A 21,271-nucleotide genomic window follows, 5' to 3' on the forward strand; every position below is an offset into this window, starting at 1 on the left:
CCCCTGAAACAAAACTGAAATAGCATGAATTGCGGCGCAAGGCGCGCCAGAAGGAGACCGAAATGCTGAGCATCAAGAACCTGCAGGTGAAACTGGAAGAAGAGGACAAGCAGATCCTCAAGGGCGTCGATCTGGAAGTCGAGGCCGGCAAGGTCCACGCCATCATGGGGCCGAACGGCTCGGGCAAGTCCACGCTGAGCTACGTGCTCTCGGGCAAGGACGGCTACGAGGTCACCGAAGGCTCCGCCACGCTCGAAGGCGAAGACATCCTCGAACTGGAACCCGAAGAGCGCGCCGCGGCGGGCCTCTTCCTTGCCTTCCAGTACCCGGTGGAAATCCCCGGCGTTGGCAACATGACCTTCCTGCGCACCGCCGTGAACGCACAGCGCAAGGCGCGGGGCGAAGAGGAAATCTCGGCCGCCGACTTCCTCAAGGAAATCCGCGCCAAGGCGAAGGACCTGAAGATCGACGCCGAGATGCTGAAGCGTCCCGTGAACATGGGCTTCTCCGGCGGTGAGAAAAAGCGCAACGAAATCCTGCAGATGGCCATGCTCGAGCCCAAGATGTGCATCCTCGACGAGACCGACTCGGGCCTCGACGTTGACGCGATGAAACTGGTGGCCGAAGGCGTGAACGCCCTGCGCACCGAGGGCCGTGGTTTCCTCGTCATCACGCACTACCAGCGTCTTCTGGACCACATCAAACCCGACGTCGTGCACATCATGCATGATGGCCGCATCATCAAGACCGGTGGGCCTGAGCTCGCGCTCGAAGTCGAGAACAACGGTTACGCAGACATCCTCGCCGAGGTGGCATAATGGCCGAAGCACAACTGAAAGAAACCCCGACCGAGGCGATGATCGCAGCGCTCGACATGCCGCAGGGTGGCTGGAGCCATGCGGCGCGCGAAGATGCGCTGGCGCGGGTGCGCGCCATGGGCCTGCCGCAGCGCAGGGATGAATACTGGAAGTTCACGCGCCCCGACACGCTGACCCAGGCCGGGGCGCAGCCCGCTGCGATCTTCGATCACGGTGACGCGCCGCTGTTCGACGGCACCGAGCGCCTGCGCATCGTCTTCGCCGATGGCGTGTTCGATGCCGAAGCCTCGGATGACCTCACGCTCGAAGGCGTCAGCATCGAACGGCTGGCCGCTGCAGACAGCGATCTGCATTGGGCGCGTGACCTCTACGGGACGCTGGAAAAGAACGGTCAGGCCCCGGTGCAGCGCCCGCTCGCGGCCCTGAACACCGCCTTTGCAACGGATGGCGTTTTGATCCATGTCACCGGCACGCCGAGCAAGCTAATCAATCTAGTTTATCATCACAAATCAGAGACTTCTGATGCGATGTTGCACCATGTTGTGAAGCTCGACAAAGGTGCCGAAGTCACGCTTTTGGAGAACGGCCCCGCCGCGGCGCGCTTCAACACCGTGATGGAGGTTGAGGTGGCCGACACTGCGCGCTTCCACCATGTGCGCGCACAGGGTCGGGACCATGAGCGCCGGGCGGCAACCCATGTCTTCACCCGTTTGGGCACCGGGTCGCTGTTCAAGAGCTTCACCGTCACCGTGAACGGCGCGCTGACGCGCAACGAATGCGTGATCGAACTCACTGGCGACGATGCCTCGGCTCATGTCGCGGGCGCCTGCGTCGGCGATGGTGATTTCCACCATGACGACACGGTCTTCATCACCCATGATGCCGAGAACTGCGAAAGCCGTCAGGTGTTCAAAAAGGTGCTGCGCAACGGTGCCACCGGCGTGTTCCAGGGCAAGATCCTCGTCAAGGAAGGCGCGCAGAAGACCGATGGCTACCAGATCAGCCAGTCGCTGCTGCTGGACGGCGACAGCCAGTTCCTCGCCAAGCCCGAGCTTGAAATCTACGCCGACGATGTGGCCTGTTCGCATGGCTCGACCTCCGGCGCGATCGACGAGGAGGCCCTGTTTTACCTCCGCGCCCGCGGGGTGTCCCATGCCGAGGCGACCGACCTGCTGACGCTCGCCTTCCTCGCCGAAGCAGTGGAGGAGATCGAGGCCGAGGAACTGCGCGAAGAAATCACCGGGCGCCTCAGCTCGTGGTTGGAGCGTCGTAGCGCCTGATGGCTGTTACCAGCGATATCGTTGCGACCTACCGCGGCCCCGGCAATGTGATGTCGGGGCTGCTTGCACAGGGCCGCAACGAGGTGCGCGTGCTGATGTTCGCGCTGATGGCGGGGCTGCTGATCTTCGTGGCCCTGTCGCCGTATCAAGCCCGCGCCGCGCATCTCGATCCGGACGGGCCGCTCGCGGTGCGCCAGTATTGGAGCGCGTTTTTCTGGATCTTCGTGATGCCCTTGCTGCTCTATGGCTTGGCCGCGATGGTCTGGGGGATTAGCCGTGTCGCGGGGCAACGGCTCAGCGGTTATGCGGTGCGGCTGACCTTGGTTTGGTCGCTCCTTGCCTCTGCGCCAATCCTTCTGTTGCTGGGCCTCGCGCTTGGGTTCATCGGGCCGGGCCTACAGGCGCAGATCGTCGGGGTGATCTGGTTGGCCGTGTTCTTTTGGTTCTGGATCGCGGGCCTTGTCGCCGCGCAGCGGGGCTGAGATGAGCGGCGCCTTGATCCAGCTTGCGCAGACCACCCTGCGCAGCCCCCGTGCGGCAGCGCGCCAGATTGCGGAGCTGCCCTTGGGCAATGATGTCATCTGGACGTCGCTTGCTTTGGTGGCCGCGCTGAACGCGCTCGTCATCTCGGCCACCTTCGTGATCGCGCCGCCCGCCATGGCGCTGCCGAGCTATTTCCAATCGCCGCTGGTGCTCTTCGCGCTGCTGGCCGGGTTGATGGTGCTCTATGTGCATGCGCTGACGTGGGTTGGCCGGGCACTGGGCGGGCAGGGCGCGGTGATGCCGCTTCTGGCTGCCGTCGTATGGCTTCAGGCGCTTCGCCTCTGCGCGCAGCTTGGCATCTTGCTGCTGACCTTGGCGCTGCCGCCGTTGGCGCTGCTGGCCTCTTTCGTCGTTACCTTCTGGGGTCTTTGGATCCTGCTGAATTTCGTGACCGAACTCTTGCATCTGCCGGGGCTGTTCCACGCCGCCGCAGCGCTCGCGGGCGCCGCGCTTGGGGTCTTGCTGGGGTTGGGCCTTCTGCTGTCTTTGATCGGGCTGACCGCCCAGGGAGTTTAAGTCATGTTCGACGTTGAAGCCGTCCGGGCGCAGTTTCCGATCCTTGGCCGCGAGGTGAACGGCAAGCCGCTGGTCTACCTCGACAATGGCGCTTCGGCCCAGAAGCCGCAGGTGGTGATCGACGCGATCACCCAAGCTTATGAGAGTGAATACTCCAACGTTCACAGGGGCTTGCACTATCTTTCTAACCTTGCGACCGACAAATACGAAAGCGTGCGCGGCACCGTGGCGCGCTTCCTCAACGCCGGGTCGGAAGATGAGATCGTGCTCAACACCGGGGCGACCATGGGGATCAACACCGTGGCCTATGGCTGGGCCATGCCGCGCATGCAGGTGGGCGATGAGATCGTCCTTTCGGTGATGGAGCATCACGCCAATATCGTGCCGTGGCATTTCCTGCGCGAACGGCAGGGCGTGGTGCTGAAATGGGTCGATGTGGACGCCACCGGCGCGCTTGACCCACAGGCGGTGATCGACGCCATCGGGCCGAAGACCAAGCTGGTTGCAATATCGCACCTTTCCAACGTCTTGGGCACGAAAGTTGATGTGAAAACCATCGCTGAAGCCGCCCATGAGAAGGGCGTTCCGGTCTTGGTCGATGGCTCGCAGGCGGCGGTGCATATGCCGGTCGATGTGCAGGACCTCGACTGTGATTTCTATGCCGTCACGGGGCATAAACTCTATGGCCCCTCCGGTTCGGGCGCGATCTATATCAAGTCCGAGCGCATGGCCGAAATGCGCCCCTTCATCGGCGGCGGTGACATGATCCGCGAAGTCAGCAAGGACGCGGTGAGCTACAACGACCCGCCTATGATGTTCGAAGCCGGGACCCCCGGGATCGTCGGCACCATTGGCTTGGGCGTGGCGCTGGAGTTCATGATGGATCTGGGGATGGAAAATATCGCCGCCCATGAGGACGATCTGCGCGACTACGCGGTCTCGCGGCTCGGCGGTTTGAATTGGCTCAACCTGCAAGGCACGACGCCGGACAAAGCGGCGATCTTTAGCTTCACACTGGACGGCGCCGCCCATGCGCATGACATCTCGACCGTGCTCGACAAGAAAGGCGTGGCCGTGAGGGCCGGGCATCATTGCGCGGCGCCTTTGATGACGCATCTCGGCGTTTCGGCGACCTGCCGCGCGTCCTTTGGCATGTATAACACCCGGGCCGAGGTCGACACATTGGTCGACGCCCTCGAATTGGCGCATGATCTTTTCGCCTAAGGTGAATTTCGCCGCCCTTGCCCCCGGATTTCCCATTGCAGGGGCGGCGCGCTCTGGCTATACCGCCCCTCAGTGGACCCTTAGCTCAGCTGGATAGAGCGCTGCCCTCCGAAGGCAGAGGCCAGAGGTTCGAATCCTCTAGGGTCCGCCATTTTTCCCATATGAATGTCGTTTGTCGCGTTGGGGGCTGTGCCTTTGCTTGCGGGGGGGGGGGGTGCCGTAGGCCCGCCAAGCGTTTGGATTATACTCCGTATCTAAAAACTCTCTCCGCCTCCGTCCCGGTTTATATAGCCCGGCAAGCTGATACCTTCTGCCCAACAGTAATATCCCTGCGGAAGGACAGACAAAATGAAAGCTATCGGCTATAACACCACCGGCCCGGCAGAGGTTTTGGAGATGCTCGAAATTGAGCGTCCCGCCCCCGGACCGCGTGACCTTTTGGTGGAGGTGAAGGGCATCTCGGTCAATCCGGTGGATGTGAAGCTGCGCGCGCTTTCGGGGCCTGAGGGTGGTCCAAAGGTCTTGGGCTTTGATGCCGCGGGCGTGGTCGTGGAACTGGGCGCAGAGGTTAGCGATTTTGCGTTGGGGGATGAGGCGTTCTATGCCGGGGACGTGACCCGCGCGGGGACCAATGCCGCCTTCCACACGGTCGATTCCCGCATCGTCGGACGAAAGCCTGAAACCCTCGATTTCGTTGAGGCCGCCGGTCTGCCGCTGACCGCAATCACGGCTTGGGAGATGCTGTTCGACTCCTTCCGGCTGGCCGAGGGCTCAGGCGAAGGGGAGGCGATTTTGGTCATCGGCGGGGCCGGGGGCGTGGGGTCGATCCTCATTCAACTGGCCAAGGCCCTGACCGGTCTGACCGTGATCGTGACCGCCTCGCGGCCAGAGACCCAAGATTGGGTGCGCAAGATGGGCGCGGATCATGCGGTGGATCACCGGGGCGATCTGGTGGTGCAGCTTGCCGAGCTCGACCTCACGCCAAGCTATGTCGCTGCGCTGACGGCCACCGATACGCATTGGCCCGCCATCATCGAAGCCATTGCGCCGCGCGGGCAGATCGCGCTGATCGACGACCCTGAGACGCTGGATATGAAAGCGGCGAAACCGAAAGCCCTAAGCGTGCATTGGGAGTTCATGTTCACACGCTCGATGTTCCAGACCAAGGACATGACTGCGCAGCGCGACCTGTTGAACCGGGTGTCGCAGATGATCGACGCAGGCATTTTACGCTCCACCGTGACGGAACATGCGGGCGTGATAAATGTGGAAAACCTTCGCGCGGCCCATGAGCGTCAGGAAAGCGGGCGGGTGATCGGCAAGCAGGCTCTGAGCGGTTGGTGATCGCGCAGAGCCACTCCCATCCCCGCGCAGAGACCCAGTAAGGAGAGACAGATGACCAAGACGATCCTCATCACCGGCGCGACCGACGGTATCGGTCTGTTGACCGCCAAGAAGCTTAGCGCGCAGGGGCATAGCGTTTTGTTGCACGGGCGCAGTGCCGAGAAACTCAGCGCCGCCGCGGCGGAGGTGGGCGGCAATCCCCAGACCTACCGCGCGGACCTGTCGCGGCTGGAAGAGGTCGTGACGCTGGCAGAGGCGCTGCGCATCGATCACAGCCAGATCGACGTGGTGATCAACAATGCCGGTGTCCTGAAACTGCCCGAGCCGCGCACCGACGCCGGGTTGGACGCGCGTTTCGTGGTCAACACGCTGGCGCCCTATCTGCTGGTTCAGCTGTTGCTGCCGGTGCTTCCCAAAGCGGGCAGGGTGGTGAACCTCTCCTCCGCCGCGCAGGCGCCGGTGGAGGTCGCCGCGCTTAGGGGCGAGGTGACGCTTGACGATATGGCGGCCTATGCGCAGAGCAAATTGGCGATCACGATCTGGACCCGAGAGATGGCCCGCGCGCACCAAGACGGGCCGCTCTTTATCGCGGTGAACCCCGGCTCTCTCTTGGCGTCGAAGATGGTGAAGGAAGGCTTTGGCGTCGCCGGGAACGACCTGAGCATCGGGGCCGACATCCTTGCCCGAGCAGCCCTTTCGGATGAGTTTGCAGGGGCCTCCGGCGCCTATTTCGACAATGATATGGGCGGGTTCAATGAGCCGCATAGCGCGGTAAAAGATCCCGATCATGTAGCCGCCGTCATGGCTGCGATCCAAGAATTGGTGAGTGGAAACCGGCCGGAGTAGCGCCGGAAAGCGTCGTTTCAGACTTCCACCTGCCCGTATAGAAAAGAGCCCCGCCGAGCGATGCTGGCGGGGCTTTTCGATCTTGTCAGGCGGTCTTAGCGGCGGCGGCGTCCACCTGAACGGCCCGCGCGGCCGCGGCCCTCTTGACCCGCTTTGGGCGCGCTTTTGTTGAACTCGATCCAAGCGCTGCCGTGAGGGTCACGGTCAAAGAGGAAGTTGGCGGCGCGAATGGCCTCCATCTCCTTGCCCGGGCGGGGTTTGGTCGAGCCTAGGTTGAAGAGCGTCGCAAAGGTCTCATCATCCATGTCTTCGGGCAGGATGATCCCCGCGGCGGTAATCTCGGCCCGCTTTTCGGCGATTTTGGTGGCGTTCAGTGGCACAGCCACCGGGTTCATGATCGCACTCGTCATGCCCGCACCCATCGCCATGGGGAGGAAGGCATTGTTGATGCCGTGGCGGTTGGGCAGCCCGAAGGAGATGTTAGAGGCGCCACAGGTGGTGTTCACGCCCAACTCCTCGCGCAAACGGCGAACAAGGGTAAAGACCTGATGGCCCGCCGTCGCCATGGCGCCAATCGGCATGACCAGCGGGTCGACGACGATGTCATGGGCGGGAATGCCGAAATCGGCGGCGCGTTCGACGATCTTTTTCGCCACGGCAAAGCGGACATCCGGGTCCTCGGAGATCCCTGTGTCGTCATTGGAGATCGCCACGACGGGCACGTTGTATTTCTTGACCAGCGGCAGCACGACTTCAAGCCGCTCTTCCTCTCCGGTGACGGAGTTCAGCAGCGGGCGGCCTTCGCAGGCCTCAAGCCCCGCCTCAAGCGCGCCGGGGACCGAACTGTCGATGCAGATCGGCACGTCGACGGCATTTTGCACGACCTTGATCAGCTCCGGCATCAGCATCGGCTCGACAAAGTTGTTGTCGGCATAGCGCGGGTCTTCGGCCATTTTGTTGGAGAAGACCGCGCCCGAGTTCACGTCGAGCACCGTGGCGCCTGCGGCGACCTGCGCGATGGCATCCGCCTCGACCCGCGAAAAATCGCCTTGCTCCAGCTCTTGGCTGAGGATCTTGCGGCCCGTGGGGTTGATCCGCTCTCCGATCACGCAAAACGGCTCGTCAAAGCCGATGACGGCGGTCTTGGTCTTGGATTCGATGACGGTTCTGGTCATGTAACTTCCTTCAGGCTGCGTCGGCGGGCACCCCAGAGGCGCCGCCATTCTCTTGAACCCATGTGGCGCTGGTCTTGATCCCGCCCAGCGGGAAAAGATGCACATGGGTGATGTTGAAATCCGGGTGGGCCGCTTTGTGGGCGGCCAAGTCGCTGATCACATCTGTCGGCTCATAGGGCAACAGCAGCTTGGTGACATCCATCGCCCGCTTTTGCAGCACCTTGAGCGAGGGGCCAACACCGCAGGCGATGGCGAATTTGATCAGCGTTTGCAGTTTGGCGGGGCCGGCGATGCCGATGTGGATCGGCAGGGTGATACCAGCGGCCTTCAGACTGTCGGCCCATTCGATGATCGGCTGCGCGTCAAAGGCGAATTGCGTGGCAATGGCCATTTCGGCGTCGGTGCGGGTCTGGAAATCATTCTTCCATTTCAGCGCCGCATCGACGTTGAGGCGGCCCCCGTCAGCGTCGATATCGCGGTTGCCCTCGGGGTGGCCGGCGACATGCAGGCGGGTAAAGCCTGCCTTGTCGAACAGCCCCGTTTCCATCAACTGCATCGAGTCGCTGAAATCCCCCGCCGGGGTGGTGACACCGCCCGCCAGGAGCAGCGCTTGGCGCACATCGGCCTCGCCCTGATAACGGGCGATCCAATCGGCCAGCGTGGCGCGGTCTTTGATGATGCGGGCCGGGAAATGCGGCATGACCTTGAACCCATCCGCGTTCAACCGCGCGGCGGTGGCGACCATATCCTCGATCGGGGTGCCGTCGATATGGGCGATATAGACACGGGTGCCCTCTGGCAGCAGGGCGCGGAAATCCTCAACCTTTTCGGCGGTGCGGGGCATCACCTCGATCGAATAATCTTTCAACAGCGCCTCGACTTCGGCCACCGGCGCCTGCGGGGCCGGTGTTTCCTTTTTGCGGAAGTTCAACAGTGCCATGAGCGTGTCCTTGATCATAGGGCTGGCAGGCTATGCCCAGCCGTCGTTGTCAATCAGTTGCTTAATCCGGTCGCGGTCGTATTCCGCGTCGATGCGGGCGGCTTCGGCATCGGCGATGCTGTCGGGATCACCCTCGACCTCAAAAGGCTCTGCCTTGCGCCATTCCGCGAGATAGGCATCGGTATTGGCGGCCCCCACCTTCATCGCCGCGCGGTCGATCGCCTGTTCAAAGCGTTCGGGCAGGGGGCGTTTTGACCCGCGACGGCCCTTGCCGACGATCACCTGAGCGGGAATGTCGCGCCAGTAAACGATGGTGACTGCGGGCATGGGACGATTCCTCCGGTTTAAACCTGTCTAACGAGCGTCGCGGTCAGGACAGGGACGTTTTTCGACAAAACACGACCCATCCGCGACTTGGGAGAGGTGATAGCGCATTGACCCTGCCATCACGAGGGGGCGGCGCCCCCATTATTCTCAAGATGATTGTGAGGTGGCCCTGATGGCGGGGCGAGGGCGCCCCGCGGACGCCGCGGAAATTGGCCCAAGGCACTGCGACCACTTGCACCGGCTGGGCGCAGGGAATACCTTGGGGGCAACTCGATATGAAAGGCGCGTAACCATGGCGCCACAGCGTCCCAAAGGTGCGGGTGCGCTCGACAAAGACATTCCGGCTCTGAGCCCCGCGCCAGTTCCGCCCAGATCTAATGAGCTATATGCGGCCCTAGATCTGGGTACAAATAGCTGCCGCATGTTGATCGCACAGCCTCGGGGCAGCGGTTTCCATGTGGTGGACAGTTTTTCGAAATCGGTGCAATTGGGTGCCGGTTTGGAAAAGACCGGGCGGCTTTCGCGCGGATCAATGGCGCGCACCATTCAGGCATTGCGCATCTGTCAGCAAAAGTTGCGGCGCAACAAGGTGCAGAACATGCGTCTTGTCGCGACCGAAGCCTGCCGCCGCGCGCAGAACGGGGCGGAGTTCATGCGCCGTATCCAGCGCGAGACCGGTCTCAAGCTCGACATTATCCGCCCCGAAGAAGAAGCCCAGCTTGCCGTGATCTCCTGCGCGCCGCTGGTCAGCCGCAAGACGGAAAACCTGCTGGTGGTGGACATCGGCGGCGGCTCGACCGAGTTGGTCTGGATCGACATTTCCAAAGTGCCGCGGGCCGACCGCGCACGCTCGATCATGCGGCTTCAGGGCGGGTTCTATCAGGCGAAATCCGATGTCCCCGCCGCCCGGGTGGTGGATTGGATCAGCGTGCCTTTGGGGGTGGCCACCCTGCGCGATCAATTTTCGGATGTCGAAGACGATGCCGCGCGCTTTGCGCTGATGAGTTGGTTTTTCGAAGAGAACCTCACCGATTTTACGCCCTATCAGACGATCCAGTCGCAAAAGCGGTTCCAGATCGTCGGCACCTCGGGCACCGTGACCACCGTGGCGGCAAGCCACCTGAACCTGAAGCGCTATGACCGGACAAAGGTCGATGGCCTCAGCATGACCAGCGCCCAGATCGACAAGGTGATTCATTCCTATATCGCCATGGGGCCGGGCGGGCGGCGCGCCGATCCGCGCATCGGGCAAGACCGGGCGGCGCTGATCATGTCGGGGGCGGCGATCTTGCAAGCCTTGATGCGCTGCTGGCCGACCGACAGGCTGTCAGTTGCGGATCGCGGTCTACGCGAAGGCCTGCTATATGCACAGATGAGCGCCGATGGCGTATTAGAAGAAGGGGTCTTTTAATGGCCAAGACACCGGACGGAAAGAACACCTCGGGGCGCGGTCAGCGTGATCTCAAGGTCAAGGTGAAATCCGCACGCGGGCGCAAGCTTAGCTCGACCCGCTGGCTGCAGCGGCAGTTGAACGATCCTTATGTCAAGCGCGCGCAGGCCGAAGGCTATCGCGGGCGGGCGGCTTATAAGATCATGGAATTGGACGATAAATATCGGTTCCTCGTCCCCGGCGCGCGGGTGGTGGACCTTGGCGCCGCGCCGGGCGGTTGGTGTCAGGTCGCCGTCAAGCGCTGCAACGTATTGGGCGAAAAGAAGGGCAAGGCGCAGGGCACCATTCTGGGCGTTGACCTACAAGAGATGGAGCCGATTGCGGGCTGCGAGTTGCACCAGCTCGACTTCATGGAGGATGAAGCCGACCTCAAGGTCAAGGAATGGCTCGGCGGCAAGGCAGATGTGGTGATGTCGGACATGGCCGCGGCCTCATCCGGGCATAAACAGACCGACCATTTGCGCATCATCGCGCTTTGCGAGGCGGCGGCCTATTTCGCTTTCGATGTGTTGGAAGAGGGCGGCACATTCGTGGCCAAGGTGCTGGCAGGCGGCGCGGAAGGTGAGTTGCAAAAGCTGCTCAAGCGCCGTTTTGCCAAGGTCGCCAATATCAAACCACCTGCCAGCCGCCCCGATTCATCGGAGAAATTCGTGGTGGCGACAGGGTTTAAGGGCGAAGAGGGTTAAGCCGCCATCGCCGTTCACGGGGCGTAAACCAGTCAAACGTTAGGGTGTAGCTCTCCCGCGGTATTTGTGCCGCCTACCTCATGAGGGCTCCCCGATGCTACGACACCTGCCACTTGTATCGCTCATCTTCATCCTGTGTTCCGGGCTCAAGGTTTCCGCCTCCGAAGTGCCTTGGGCAGTGAACGATTACATCGACCGCGAATTGCTGTCTTGGGTCAATGATGCCCGCATCGTCGATGCGATCGCACAGCAGAATGAGCGGCACCGCGAAATGAATGCGCTGGCGGTCACGCCGGCGGCAGTCACCGGGCCGGGCGCCGGGGTGCCCCAGCTGAAAGCTCCGATTGCTGCCGCCTTTCTCCAAACGCAGATCGCCCGCGCCGAGGGTCAGATCGCCGGGGTGACTTTGCTGGATGCCTATGGGCTGACCGTGGTCTCCAGCGGCAGCGCCTCGGTCTATTTCAAGGGCGGCAAGCCCAAGAACAGCATTCGTTTTTCGCCGCCGTCGGGGATTTTCGTGATTGATCAGGTGGCCGTTGACGAGAGGTCGAAGGCCCATCAAAGCCGCGTCTTGATGCCGATCACGGAGCCGTCGAACGGCGCAATCATCGGGGTGATTACAGTTGAGCTGGAAGCGGCGGCTTTCTTCTGAGGCTGCTCTCTGCGCAGACCGGCCGCGGCAGGCGGGGCCGGTTTGTTTCTCAGCCCTAAGCGGGGTCGGGACTATCAAATATCACCGAACAATCCTTCAGCGATAAAACCCTTGGCCTCGGCCTGGGAAGCGGCAATTCTGCAGTCCATTCCGACGGAGAGAGTTGATGACCCCCCCAAGCTATTTCGCACCCACCGGCGGCCACCCGGATCAAAAAACGCTTTTGTCAGATCGCGCGGTCTTTACAGAGGCCTATGCCGTTCTCCCGCGCGGTACGATGCGCGATATCGTGACCTCATTCCTGCCGTTCTGGGAAGGCACGCGGCTTTGGGTCATCGCCCGCCCGATGACCGGCTTTGCCGAGACGTTTTCGCAATATATTATGGAAGTGCAGCCCGGTGGCGGCTCGGACCGGCCCGAGCTTGATGCGCAGGCGGAGGGGGTGCTTTTCGTGGTCGAGGGAGGCTTTACCCTGACCGTTGAGGGCCAGCAGCACGCGATGCGCGAGGGCAGCTATGCCTATATCCCAGCGGGGGCCGATTGGACGCTGAAAAACGACAGCGGCGCCGTGACGCGCTTTCACTGGATCCGCAAAGCCTATGAGGCGGTGGAGGGGCTGGACCGCCCCGATCCGCTGGTGCTGAACGAGCAGGACATCGAGCCGAATGTGATGCCCGATACCAATGGGGTCTGGGCGACGACACGGTTCGTGGATCCGCAGGATCTGCGCCATGACATGCATGTGACCATCGTCACGCTACAGCCCGGTGGAGTGATCCCCTTTTGCGAGACTCATGTGATGGAACACGGGCTCTATGTGCTGGAAGGCAAGGCGGTCTACCGGCTCAACAAGGATTGGGTCGAGGTCGAAGCGGGTGATTTCATGTGGCTCCGCGCCTTTTGCCCGCAGGCCTGCTATGCGGGTGGACCGGGGCCGTTCCGGTATCTGCTCTATAAGGACGTGAACCGGCATATGAAGCTGCGGTGAAGCGGTGAGGGCCAGCGCCTGCGACTTGGTCTCTCGGTGGGGTGGTTGCCGTCTGCGGTGAGAACAGGCAGGTTTGCTTCTTCGGACCGAATTTAGCTCTGAGGGCCAGCGCCTGCCCGCGGGTGGGCGAACATACCTTGGTTCGTGCCACTTTATGGTTCAGTCATGATGTGTGCTCGCTAGGTTACGCCCAGCCTCGCCAAATCGCCTACCCGGTGGGGCGGGCAGGCGATGGCCCGGCGCCTTCGGCTTGATTCCGGACCAAGGTGGTTTCCAAAATCGGTGGTCTTAAGCGACATGCGCTAGCCGGTTGCCTATCTCATTGTATCGAGCCGAGTTGGTCACAACAAAGGGGCGCCGCATCGGGCGCCCCTTCATCATCAAACCCGCTTCTCCAACGACCCCGAACCATGCCCCGAAAGCCCGCCGGAAACCTCCTCCGTCGCCTCATCCGACAATTGCTCGGGCAACACCAAGTTCAGCACAATCGCGATCAGCGCGGCAGGCAGCAGCCCGCTGGTCATCAGCACCCGCAGCGTGTCGGGCAGGTATTGCACTGCCTTGGGGTCGAGTTGCAGCCCCAGCCCGATCGAAAGCGAGATCGCGAAGATCACCATGTTGCGGCGGTTCCAGTTCACGTCCGACAGCATCGAGATGCCCGCCGCGACCACCATGCCGAACATCACGATCACCCCGCCGCCCAGCACTTCGATGGGAATTGTGCGGATCACCGCGCCGACCTTGGGCACCAGTCCGCAAAGGATCAGAAACAGCGCGCCCACGGTCACCACATGGCGGCTCATCACGCCGGTCATCGCGATGAGGCCGACGTTCTGGCTGAAAGAGGTATTGGGAAACCCACCAAAGACCCCGGCCACCGCGCTGCCCAAACCGTCAGCATAGGTGGCACCCGTGATCTCGGCATCCGTCGCCTCACGCCCCGCGCCGCCCTTGGTGATGCCCGAGACATCGCCGACGGTCTCAACCGCCGAGACGAAGGCCATCAGGCAGAAACCGACGATGGCGGCGAAGCTGAACTCGAACCCATAGGCAAAGGGCACGGGCAGCGCCACGGCGGCGGCGCGATTCCAACTAGTGGTGATGCCCTCAAAGGTGACCATCCCCATCGCCAGCGCATAAAGATAGCCCACCCCAATGCCGATCACCACGGCGGAGACCGATAGCATGCCCCGGGCGAAGAACTTCAGCCCCAGCGTCGCCACGATCACCACCAGCGCCGCCGACCAGTTCAATAGGCTGCCGTATTCGGGGCTGTTGATCGCAGGCACACCCCCGGCGGCATATTGGATGCCCACCTTGACCAGCGCGAGGCCGATCATCGTCACCACCAGCCCAGTTACCAGCGGGGGCAGGGCAAAGCGAATGCGCCCAATGAAAGTACCCAGCAGCACATGAAACAGCCCGCCGACCAGCACGCCGCCAAAGAGCGCGGGCAGCGCCTCGACCCCTTTGCCCGCGACCAGCGGGATCATGATGGGCAGGAAGGCGAAACTCGTACCCTGCACGATAGGCAGCCGTGCGCCCACCGGCCCCATGCCAATGGTCTGAAACAGCGTGGCGATGCCCGCGAAGAGCATCGACATCTGGATCAGATAGGTCATGTCGGGAAACCCCTGCGCCCCGGCGTCCGAGCCAAAGCCAAAGCCCGCAGCCCCCGCCACGATGATCGCGGGGGTCACGTTGGAGACGAACATCGCCAAGACATGCTGAATGCCCAAGGGCACGGCCTTGGACAGCGCGGGGGTATAATTCGGGTCGCGCAGTTGCGCCGGCGTGCCCAGTGAAGCGTCAGTCATGTCATTCTCCCTATTGACCGATCCCGTCTGCCGCTTCTGATGAGGGCATGACGGTTATTCCTTGGCTGCGACCACCTCCCACGGCTGATCGAACCAATGTTCTTCCAAATTGTCGCCTTCGCCGATCCGGTCGACCACGGCGAAAAGACCGGGGGCGCTCAGCGGGCAGCAAACCGCGTGCCATGTATTGCGGCGGTAGTTCACGCCCTGACCGGGGCCTGCGAGAAACGCCTGCAAGGGGCCGGGGCGGCCTGCGTCATCGGGGGCGACGACCACCAGATAGGGGTTTTGGTGCATCGGCAGAAAGGCCTGCACGCCAAGCGGATGCCGCTCGACCATCTCAAGGGTGAAGGGCAGGGCGCGCGGCTCTGCGTTAAAGACGCTGATGCCCGCGCGGCCCCCGCCAAAGTCGAGATCGGCCAGATCGTGATGCCGCCCGCAAAGCCCTTGGTTGATGATCTTGTCGGGCGCCCCGCGCACTTCCAGCACCTCGCCGAAGGGGGCGAAAGCCTCGGCGGTGAGGGGCTGGAGCAGGATCTGTCTGCTCATGGCAGCAGGTCTTTCAGGCGCAGCTGCGCGATTCGTTCGACCTGGCGGCAGGCCTCGGCAAACTCGGTGTCGCGGTCATTGTCGATGCGGCGCTTGAAAGCGGCGAGGATGCCCGCCTTGTCGTGGTCGCGCACGGCGATGATGAAGGGGAAACCGTGTTTTTCGACATAGCGGTCGTTCAACTGGGTAAAGGTTCCCCGCTCCTCATCCGTCAGCGCATCCAGCCCCGCGGCGGCCTGTTCCGAGGTGCTCTCAGCCGTCAGCCGCTTGGCCTGCGCCAGTTTGCCCGCCAGATCGGGGTGGGCCTGCAGCACGCCGAGGCGCTGCGAATCTGAGGCGGAGCGGAAGATCCGTGCCAGAGCGTTGTGGAGACCGACGGCGGTGTCATGACCCGCGCCCAGTTCCAGCGCATGGGCGCCCTCGGCGATCCACGGAGAGTGCTCAAAGATGCTGCCGTATTCGGCGACGAAGGTCTCGCGGTCCATCTGGCTGGGACGCGCGCGGCGCTGGTGCGGATGGGTGGCGGCCCAGTGATCCGCAATCTGCTCACGGGTGGCGAACCAAACGCCCTCGTGGCTTTGGGCGTATTCGATGAACTGGCGCAGCGCCTCGACCCGACCGGGGCGGCCGATTAGGCGGCAGTGCAACCCGACCGAGAGCATCTTCGGCGCGCCCTCGACCCCTTCGCGGTAAAGCGCGTCGAAACTGGCTTTGAGGTAGTCGAAGAACTGCGCGCCCGCGTTGAACCCCTGCGGCGTCGCGAAACGCATGTCGTTTGCGTCGAGCGTATAGGGCACAATCAACTGGTCGCGGTCACCGGCCTCCATCCAATAGGGCAGATCATCGGCATAGGCGTCGGCCACATAGGCGAACTGCCCGGTCTCTGCCGCAAGGCGCAACGTGTTCTCGGACGAGCGCCCACAATAAAAACCGCGCGGCGCTTGGCCGGTTACTTCGGTATGCAGGCGGATTGCCTCGGCGATGGCCGCGCGCTCTGCGTCTTCTGCCATGTCCTTGTGTTCGATCCATTTCAGACCGTGGGTCGCCATCTCCCAGCCTGCGTCGATCATCGCGGCGACCTGTACGGGCGAGCGCGCCAGCGCCGTGGCGACGCCATAGACCGTGACGGGCAGGTCTTTCATCAGACGGTGTAGCCGCCAGAACCCTGCGCGCGCGCCGTATTCATAGATCGATTCCATATTGGCATGACGCTGGCCCGGCCATTGCGCGGCGCCGACGATCTCGGACAGGAACGCTTCTGACGCCGCATCCCCATGCAGGATGTTGTTCTCACCGCCTTCTTCGTAGTTCAGCACCAGCTGCACGGCGATCTTCGCGCCACCGGGCCATTGTGCATCTGGGGGGGTGGGGCCGTAACCCTGCATGTCGCGGGGGTAGCGAGTCATGTCGTTCTCCTTCTGTCGTTCTCTGTCTAGACCGGAAGGTCTTGGATTGCTTTCAATTAATTCCTGAAAGACTATCGTGAAAAGGGCACTTTCGCTCGGGCGCGGCGCGGGCGATCAAGGGTTAGGCACGGAGGGTATGATGACAGGCTATCTGACAACACATGTATTGGACACCGCGCGCGGCTGCCCGGCGGCGGGGCTGAAGATCGACCTCTATCGTCTGGAGGGCGAGACGCGCACCCATCTGCGCAGCCTCACCACCAATGCCGATGGCCGCACCGATGAGCAGATCCTGCCCGCGGCGGAGTTCGAAACCGGCACCTATGAGCTGCTGTTCCACTGCGGCGATTACCTCGACGCGCAGGGCGCCCCGGCGGAAGAGCCGCGTTTTCTGGATGTCGTCCCGTTGCGTTTCGGCATGTCTGAGGCCGCGCATTACCACGTGCCGCTGCTGCTCTCGCCCTTCGGCTATTCCACCTACCGGGGCAGCTAGACCTTTAGCGCGTCTTCCATCCGCGCGATCATGAAGTCCATGAAGAGCCGTGTTTTCGGGTCTTGGTGGCGGCGATGGGTGTAGAGGCAGGCCATTTGAACGGGCAGGGGCGGCGTGTCTTCCACGACCCGCACCAAAGCGCCGCTTTGCAAATGTTCGGCGATCTCAAAGATCGGCTTCATGGCGATGCCCGCGCCGGCCAGCGCCCAATCGGTCAGCACGTCGCCATCGTCACTCTCAAACCGCCCGCGCACATCGTATTTCACCGCGCCTTCAGGTCCTTGTAGCTGCCATTGAAATTCGGTCGCGCCGGGAAAGCGCAGGTTGAGGCAATTGTGCTGGCCGCGGTCGATCTCGGCCCCCGAGCGGGGATGCCCATGCGCCGCGACATAGGCCGGGCTGGCGCAGAGCACGCGCTCGCAATCGGCCACTTTGCGGATCCGTAGTGTAGAATCCTGCGGGCGACCCAGAAAAAAGGCCACGTCCAACCCTTCGGCGGTGAGATCGAGCTTGCGGTCGCTGAGGCGCAGCCGCACGTCAACCAGCGGATAAGTCTCGGAAAACGCAGGCACATGCGGCGCGATCAGCCGCCGCCCCACGCCCAGAGGCGCTGCCACATGCAGCGTGCCACGGGGGTTCTCGGTAACGTCCTCGATGCCCGCCTCGGCCTCGGCCACGGAGGCGAGGATCTTGCAAGCGCCATCGTAGAAAATGCGCCCCTGTTCGGTGGCCGACAGGCTGCGTGTGGTGCGCTGGAACAATCGCACGCCCAGATGCCCCTCAAGCTGGGTGATCCGCGCCGAGGCCACGGCAGGCGAGACCCGCTGGTCGCGTGCCGCCGCCGACATGCTGCCAAGCTCGTAGACACGCACGAAGGTGCGGATGTTGTCGAAATAGGACATTTATCGGGAACTTTTGATAGAGTTTAGGGAATGCCAAATCTAGCGGTAAAATCCGCGATTGAATAGTCTGCCCGGTGAATCATCCGGAGAGACCTCATGCACGACTTAGCCATCATCTGGGATTGGATCGGCTTTGCCATCCGCTGGGTGCATGTCATCACCGCCATGGCATGGATCGGCGCGTCCTTCTACTTCATCGCGCTCGACCTAGGCCTGCGCAAGGTGCCGCATCTGCCCGCGGGCGCTTTTGGCGAGGAATGGCAGGTCCATGGCGGCGGCTTCTATCACATTCAGAAGTATCTCGTGGCACCCGAAAACATGCCCGAGCACCTGATCTGGCACAAATGGCAGAGCTATTCGACGTGGCTGTCAGGGGCCGCGCTCTTGATGGTGGTCTATTGGGCGGGCGCGGAGCTTTACCTCATAGACCCGGCCAAGGCGGACCTCTCGGTCTTCCAAGGCATCCTGATCTCGGCGGGGTCGCTGACACTGGGCTGGCTGATCTACGATTTCCTGTGCAAATCGCAGCTCGGCAACCGGCCCACGGTGCTGATGCTGCTTTTGTTCGTGCTGCTGGTGGCCATGGCCTGGGGCTACAACCAAGTCTTTACGGGCCGCGCGGCGCTGCTGCATCTGGGGGCATTTACAGCGACGATCATGACGGCGAACGTGTTTTTCATCATCATGCCGAACCAACGCATCGTGGTGAAGGACCTCCAAGAAGGGCGCACGCCGGACGCGAAATACGGCAAGATCGCCAAGCTGCGCTCGACCCACAACAACTACCTGACGCTGCCGGTCATCTTCCTGATGCTTAGCAACCACTATCCACTGGCGTTTGCGACCGAGTACAACTGGCTGATCGCCGCGCTGGTCTTCTTGATGGGGGTGACGATCCGGCATTACTTCAACACGATGCACGCGACCGGAAAGGGCCCGCATTGGACATGGGGCGTGACCGCGCTTTTGTTCGTGGCGATCATGTGGCTCTCAACCGCGCCCCTGATGCAAGACGATATCGAAGCAGCAGAGGCCCGTGCGCTGACAGAAACAGAGCAGCTTTTCGCCAGCGCCGAGGGGTTTGACGAGGTGGCCAATATCGTGCCGGGGCGTTGCGCCATGTGCCATGCGCGCGAGCCGTTCTACGACGGTATCCACCGCGCGCCCAAAGGGCTGCTGCTTGAAACACCCGCCGACATCGCCCGCGCCGCGCGGCAGATCTATCTGCAAGCGGGGGTGACCAATGCCATGCCCCCCGCCAATGTGTCCTTCATGGAGGAAGAAGAGCGCCGCAAGATCATGCGCTGGTATCGCGACGGGGCCGCATCACAGCCCTTCAGCCTTGCGGGGAAGTAGCGGGGCGCACTACTCGAACTCCATCTGCTCAAAAACGCGGCCTGCGTTTTTCGTCGCCAATTCCTCGAAAGTATCAAGCCCCGCATAGGGCGATTGATCTACATAGTAAGCCTCGGCCAGACCGCCGCCCGCCTCCAGATGGGCGGCGATCTGCGCGCGGAGGTAGAACAGATAATCCCGGGTGAAGCGACGGACCTGCGCCATATTGGTCGGATGCCCGTGACCGGGGATCACATAACGCGCCCCAAGCGGCTCAAATGCGGTTTCCCAAGTCTCGATCCATTCGGCGGTCATCGTGTCGGGAAAGATCGGCAGCATGCGCTCGTGAAAGGCCATGTCGCCCGAGATTACGAGGCTCTGCTTCGGCAGCCAGATCACGATATCGCCGGGGCTGTGCGCGGGGCCGAGGTGGCGGGCCTCGATGCGGAAACCGCCCATCTCGACGATATATTCATCCTCGAAAGTCTCGGTCGGCAGCTGCACCTCCGTCCCCTCGGCCCGGTCGCGGTTGTAGCGCTGCATGGCCTCCAGAATGCTGCCGCCAAAGCGCTCCACTTCATGCGCGGCGTCTGCATGCGCGACGATCGGCACGCCTTGCTCAGCCCAGTAACCGTTGCCCAGAACCGCGTGGCCCTGACCGTTCTCGTTAAAGACCAATTTCACCGGCTCGTCGGTCACGGCCTTGATCTCATCATGCAGCGCCGCGGCCAGCCCATAGGCCGCGCCGCCGTTGATTACGACAACGCCTTCGCCGGTCACGATGAAGCTTAGGTTGTTGTTATGGCCTGCGTTTTCATAGGTGGGCGGGGCCGTCGCACCGATGGCCGAAAAGACGCCGGGAATGACTTCATAGGGTTTGTCGTAGAGCAGGGAGCCGGGGTATTTATCGGCGATATCCCCGCTGGCCATGGCGTTCGAGCCGAGCAGGAGGGCGGCGGCGTAAATCAGGTGCTTCATTGCGCGGCCCCCAGAAAACGATAGCCTTCGCCACTCCGTTCGACGCGGCCCAATCCGCCCTGCGGCAAGTGGAAGCCCATCAGCCAGATTTGCTCCTGCGCCAGCCGATCGAGCAAACGCTGCCGGGTCCTCGCGCCTCGCTCGGGGTCTTGGTCCGATCCGCTGGCCCAGCCCGGGCGGGCGAAGGCAAGATGGTGGTTGCCAATGGCATCGCCGCCGATCAACAGCGCATCACCGCCCGTACCCAGAAGGAAGGACATATGCCCGGGCGTATGGCCGAAACTGGCCTGCGCCGTGATGCCGGGCAGCACTTCGTCCCCGTCGGCGAAATGGCTCACCCGATCCTCGATCGCTTCCAACCGCCGCGCGGCCCCCACGGCAAAGGCGGCGCGGGCCGCACCAATCCGGTCCACCGTCGCCGGATCGCGCCAATAGTCCCATTCAACTTGGCCCATATGGTAGCGCGCATTGGGAAAGACCAGATCGTCGAAATCGTCCAGCACGCCCCACAGGTGGTCGGGATGGCCATGGGTAAAGACCACATCGGTCACCGCCTCCGGCGCGATGCCTGCGGCATCAAGGCTGCCAAGCAGCGCCCCGGCGGAGGGCATGAAGGCAGGGCCCGCGCCCGCGTCAAAGAGGATCACACGCTCGTCATTGCGCAAAAGCGTCAGGTTGCAAGGCGGCTCCAACTGGTCTTGCGGCAGGTCGAAGGGCGCCAAAGCCTCCGCCAGCGCGTCTTGCGGCAGACCTTCGAAGAAAAAGCTGCGCGGCAGCACCAGATTGCCGTCGCTCACGCTGATGAACGCATAGCCGCCGATCTGGGCCGAGGTCATCGCGAAGGCGCGCAGCGGCGTTTGGGCGAGGGCGGCCGCCCCCATTCCGGCAAGCACCATCCGTCTGTTAATCTTCACCTGATCCCCTCCCATCATTCATTCCGATTCGTGAATATAATCATCCCCATCGGTTTGCGGCACAAGGGGCGAATGCGGCGGCGAGAGA

22 protein-coding genes and 1 tRNA gene are annotated in these 21,271 nt (G+C 62.6%); 14 read left to right on the plus strand and 9 right to left on the minus strand.

The genetic code is table 11. From position 1 onward, the window contains the following. Positions 1-62 precede the first annotated feature (62 nt). The 8 genes from sufC (at position 63) to ACGYK2_RS00885 (ending at position 6,571) form a co-directional block, all read left to right on the plus strand. Positions 63-818 (plus strand): Fe-S cluster assembly ATPase SufC, encoded by a 756-nt coding sequence (gene sufC / locus ACGYK2_RS00850; RefSeq protein ID WP_067262950.1) that lies wholly within the window; start codon positions 63-65, stop codon positions 816-818. Then, a complete protein-coding gene (gene sufD, locus ACGYK2_RS00855; protein WP_394374182.1) occupies positions 818-2,098 on the plus strand; it encodes a Fe-S cluster assembly protein SufD in 1,281 nt (426 codons plus the stop codon). The genes sufC and sufD overlap by 1 nt, the downstream gene beginning before the upstream one ends. Further along, complete coding sequence (locus ACGYK2_RS00860; RefSeq protein ID WP_271687334.1) at positions 2,098-2,580, plus strand: YIP1 family protein; 483 nt, start codon at positions 2,098-2,100, stop codon at positions 2,578-2,580. The genes sufD and ACGYK2_RS00860 overlap by 1 nt, the downstream gene beginning before the upstream one ends. A 1-nt stretch (position 2,581) precedes the next feature. After that, on the plus strand, positions 2,582-3,157 hold the full coding sequence (locus ACGYK2_RS00865) for a YIP1 family protein (protein ID WP_271687333.1): 576 nt from the start codon (positions 2,582-2,584) through the stop codon (positions 3,155-3,157). A gap of 3 nt (positions 3,158-3,160) precedes the next feature. Next, positions 3,161-4,381, plus strand: coding sequence for a cysteine desulfurase (locus ACGYK2_RS00870; RefSeq protein WP_271687332.1), 1,221 nt, complete (start codon positions 3,161-3,163; stop codon positions 4,379-4,381). Between the two features lie 74 nt (positions 4,382-4,455). Further along, positions 4,456-4,532 (plus strand) — tRNA-Arg (locus ACGYK2_RS00875). 197 nt (positions 4,533-4,729) lie between these two features. Next, positions 4,730-5,725, plus strand: coding sequence for a zinc-binding alcohol dehydrogenase family protein (locus ACGYK2_RS00880; RefSeq protein WP_394374183.1), 996 nt, complete (start codon positions 4,730-4,732; stop codon positions 5,723-5,725). A 51-nt stretch (positions 5,726-5,776) separates the two neighbouring features. Further along, positions 5,777-6,571: an SDR family NAD(P)-dependent oxidoreductase gene (locus ACGYK2_RS00885; protein WP_271687329.1), complete on the plus strand. Its 795-nt coding sequence runs from the start codon at positions 5,777-5,779 to the stop codon at positions 6,569-6,571. A 95-nt stretch (positions 6,572-6,666) separates the two neighbouring features. Here ACGYK2_RS00885 and ACGYK2_RS00890 read toward each other — a convergent pair whose 3' ends face one another. The 3 genes from ACGYK2_RS00890 to ACGYK2_RS00900 are packed head-to-tail and all read right to left on the minus strand — an operon-like array spanning position 6,667 to position 9,013. Continuing rightward, positions 6,667-7,746, minus strand: coding sequence for a methyltetrahydrofolate cobalamin methyltransferase (locus ACGYK2_RS00890; RefSeq protein WP_271687328.1), 1,080 nt, complete (start codon positions 7,744-7,746; stop codon positions 6,667-6,669). Between the two features lie 10 nt (positions 7,747-7,756). Next, a complete protein-coding gene (locus ACGYK2_RS00895) occupies positions 7,757-8,686 on the minus strand; it encodes a methylenetetrahydrofolate reductase (RefSeq protein WP_271687327.1) in 930 nt (309 codons plus the stop codon). Between the two features lie 30 nt (positions 8,687-8,716). Beyond that, positions 8,717-9,013, minus strand: coding sequence for a virulence factor (locus tag ACGYK2_RS00900; protein ID WP_168613014.1), 297 nt, complete (start codon positions 9,011-9,013; stop codon positions 8,717-8,719). A gap of 292 nt (positions 9,014-9,305) precedes the next feature. Here ACGYK2_RS00900 and ACGYK2_RS00905 point away from each other — a divergent pair, with 292 nt between their 5' ends. From ACGYK2_RS00905 to ACGYK2_RS00920, 4 genes are all read left to right on the plus strand, one after another. After that, on the plus strand, positions 9,306-10,424 hold the full coding sequence (locus ACGYK2_RS00905) for a Ppx/GppA phosphatase family protein (protein WP_067266266.1): 1,119 nt from the start codon (positions 9,306-9,308) through the stop codon (positions 10,422-10,424). Further along, complete coding sequence (locus tag ACGYK2_RS00910) at positions 10,424-11,149, plus strand: RlmE family RNA methyltransferase (RefSeq protein WP_276154325.1); 726 nt, start codon at positions 10,424-10,426, stop codon at positions 11,147-11,149. The genes ACGYK2_RS00905 and ACGYK2_RS00910 overlap by 1 nt, the downstream gene beginning before the upstream one ends. Positions 11,150-11,243: 94 nt before the next feature. Further along, positions 11,244-11,801: a hypothetical protein gene (locus ACGYK2_RS00915; protein WP_271687325.1), complete on the plus strand. Its 558-nt coding sequence runs from the start codon at positions 11,244-11,246 to the stop codon at positions 11,799-11,801. A 166-nt stretch (positions 11,802-11,967) separates the two neighbouring features. Beyond that, a complete protein-coding gene (locus ACGYK2_RS00920) occupies positions 11,968-12,789 on the plus strand; it encodes a bifunctional allantoicase/(S)-ureidoglycine aminohydrolase (protein WP_271687323.1) in 822 nt (273 codons plus the stop codon). Positions 12,790-13,169: 380 nt separating this feature from the next. On the opposite strand, the gene ACGYK2_RS00925 is transcribed toward ACGYK2_RS00920, so the two are convergent. Genes ACGYK2_RS00925 through puuE form a run of 3 tightly spaced genes read right to left on the minus strand, consistent with a single transcriptional unit; the run spans position 13,170 to position 16,561 of the window. Then, positions 13,170-14,606, minus strand: coding sequence for a nucleobase:cation symporter-2 family protein (locus ACGYK2_RS00925; protein WP_271687322.1), 1,437 nt, complete (start codon positions 14,604-14,606; stop codon positions 13,170-13,172). A 54-nt stretch (positions 14,607-14,660) separates the two neighbouring features. Continuing rightward, positions 14,661-15,155: an ureidoglycolate lyase gene (locus tag ACGYK2_RS00930; protein ID WP_271687321.1), complete on the minus strand. Its 495-nt coding sequence runs from the start codon at positions 15,153-15,155 to the stop codon at positions 14,661-14,663. Further along, complete coding sequence (puuE, locus tag ACGYK2_RS00935) at positions 15,152-16,561, minus strand: allantoinase PuuE (RefSeq protein WP_271687320.1); 1,410 nt, start codon at positions 16,559-16,561, stop codon at positions 15,152-15,154. Before puuE ends, ACGYK2_RS00930 begins: the two co-directional genes overlap by 4 nt. A 139-nt stretch (positions 16,562-16,700) precedes the next feature. Here puuE and uraH point away from each other — a divergent pair, with 139 nt between their 5' ends. Next, positions 16,701-17,054 (plus strand): hydroxyisourate hydrolase, encoded by a 354-nt coding sequence (gene uraH, locus ACGYK2_RS00940; RefSeq protein WP_271687318.1) that lies wholly within the window; start codon positions 16,701-16,703, stop codon positions 17,052-17,054. Here the strand turns inward: uraH and ACGYK2_RS00945 are convergent. Then, a complete protein-coding gene (locus ACGYK2_RS00945) occupies positions 17,051-17,956 on the minus strand; it encodes a LysR family transcriptional regulator (RefSeq protein ID WP_271687317.1) in 906 nt (301 codons plus the stop codon). The two genes, uraH and ACGYK2_RS00945, sit on opposite strands and share 4 nt — an antisense overlap. 96 nt (positions 17,957-18,052) lie before the next feature. Between ACGYK2_RS00945 and ACGYK2_RS00950 the strand changes: the two genes are divergently transcribed. Then, on the plus strand, positions 18,053-19,312 hold the full coding sequence (locus ACGYK2_RS00950) for a urate hydroxylase PuuD (RefSeq protein ID WP_168613207.1): 1,260 nt from the start codon (positions 18,053-18,055) through the stop codon (positions 19,310-19,312). A gap of 9 nt (positions 19,313-19,321) precedes the next feature. On the opposite strand, the gene ACGYK2_RS00955 is transcribed toward ACGYK2_RS00950, so the two are convergent. Both ACGYK2_RS00955 and ACGYK2_RS00960 read right to left on the minus strand, forming a co-directional pair. Continuing rightward, on the minus strand, positions 19,322-20,269 hold the full coding sequence (locus tag ACGYK2_RS00955) for an MBL fold metallo-hydrolase (protein ID WP_271687315.1): 948 nt from the start codon (positions 20,267-20,269) through the stop codon (positions 19,322-19,324). After that, the gene (locus ACGYK2_RS00960) at positions 20,266-21,183 is read right to left on the minus strand and encodes an MBL fold metallo-hydrolase (protein WP_271687313.1); all 918 of its coding nucleotides are present in this window, start codon (positions 21,181-21,183) and stop codon (positions 20,266-20,268) included. Before ACGYK2_RS00960 ends, ACGYK2_RS00955 begins: the two co-directional genes overlap by 4 nt. Between the last annotated feature and the right edge of the window lie 88 nt (positions 21,184-21,271).

The sequence above is a fragment of the Sulfitobacter sp. 1A10359 genome, from assembly GCF_043558145.1.
GTDB classification, from domain to species: Bacteria; Pseudomonadota; Alphaproteobacteria; order Rhodobacterales; family Rhodobacteraceae; genus Sulfitobacter; species Sulfitobacter faviae.

Bases quoted from the DNA above. Each gene is read 5' to 3' on its own strand.
- sufC (WP_067262950.1), top strand. From the start codon at position 63: ATGCTGAGCATCAAGAACCTGCAGGTGAAACTGGAAGAAGAGGACAAG.
- sufD (WP_394374182.1), top strand. From the start codon at position 818: ATGGCCGAAGCACAACTGAAAGAAACCCCGACCGAGGCGATGATCGCA.
- ACGYK2_RS00860 (WP_271687334.1), top strand. From the start codon at position 2,098: ATGGCTGTTACCAGCGATATCGTTGCGACCTACCGCGGCCCCGGCAAT.
- ACGYK2_RS00865 (WP_271687333.1), top strand. From the start codon at position 2,582: ATGAGCGGCGCCTTGATCCAGCTTGCGCAGACCACCCTGCGCAGCCCC.
- ACGYK2_RS00870 (WP_271687332.1), top strand. From the start codon at position 3,161: ATGTTCGACGTTGAAGCCGTCCGGGCGCAGTTTCCGATCCTTGGCCGC.
- ACGYK2_RS00880 (WP_394374183.1), top strand. From the start codon at position 4,730: ATGAAAGCTATCGGCTATAACACCACCGGCCCGGCAGAGGTTTTGGAG.
- ACGYK2_RS00885 (WP_271687329.1), top strand. From the start codon at position 5,777: ATGACCAAGACGATCCTCATCACCGGCGCGACCGACGGTATCGGTCTG.
- ACGYK2_RS00890 (WP_271687328.1), bottom strand. From the start codon at position 7,746: ATGACCAGAACCGTCATCGAATCCAAGACCAAGACCGCCGTCATCGGC.
- ACGYK2_RS00895 (WP_271687327.1), bottom strand. From the start codon at position 8,686: ATGGCACTGTTGAACTTCCGCAAAAAGGAAACACCGGCCCCGCAGGCG.
- ACGYK2_RS00900 (WP_168613014.1), bottom strand. From the start codon at position 9,013: ATGCCCGCAGTCACCATCGTTTACTGGCGCGACATTCCCGCTCAGGTG.
- ACGYK2_RS00905 (WP_067266266.1), top strand. From the start codon at position 9,306: ATGGCGCCACAGCGTCCCAAAGGTGCGGGTGCGCTCGACAAAGACATT.
- ACGYK2_RS00910 (WP_276154325.1), top strand. From the start codon at position 10,424: ATGGCCAAGACACCGGACGGAAAGAACACCTCGGGGCGCGGTCAGCGT.
- ACGYK2_RS00915 (WP_271687325.1), top strand. From the start codon at position 11,244: ATGCTACGACACCTGCCACTTGTATCGCTCATCTTCATCCTGTGTTCC.
- ACGYK2_RS00920 (WP_271687323.1), top strand. From the start codon at position 11,968: ATGACCCCCCCAAGCTATTTCGCACCCACCGGCGGCCACCCGGATCAA.
- ACGYK2_RS00925 (WP_271687322.1), bottom strand. From the start codon at position 14,606: ATGACTGACGCTTCACTGGGCACGCCGGCGCAACTGCGCGACCCGAAT.
- ACGYK2_RS00930 (WP_271687321.1), bottom strand. From the start codon at position 15,155: ATGAGCAGACAGATCCTGCTCCAGCCCCTCACCGCCGAGGCTTTCGCC.
- puuE (WP_271687320.1), bottom strand. From the start codon at position 16,561: ATGACTCGCTACCCCCGCGACATGCAGGGTTACGGCCCCACCCCCCCA.
- uraH (WP_271687318.1), top strand. From the start codon at position 16,701: ATGACAGGCTATCTGACAACACATGTATTGGACACCGCGCGCGGCTGC.
- ACGYK2_RS00945 (WP_271687317.1), bottom strand. From the start codon at position 17,956: ATGTCCTATTTCGACAACATCCGCACCTTCGTGCGTGTCTACGAGCTT.
- ACGYK2_RS00950 (WP_168613207.1), top strand. From the start codon at position 18,053: ATGCACGACTTAGCCATCATCTGGGATTGGATCGGCTTTGCCATCCGC.
- ACGYK2_RS00955 (WP_271687315.1), bottom strand. From the start codon at position 20,269: ATGAAGCACCTGATTTACGCCGCCGCCCTCCTGCTCGGCTCGAACGCC.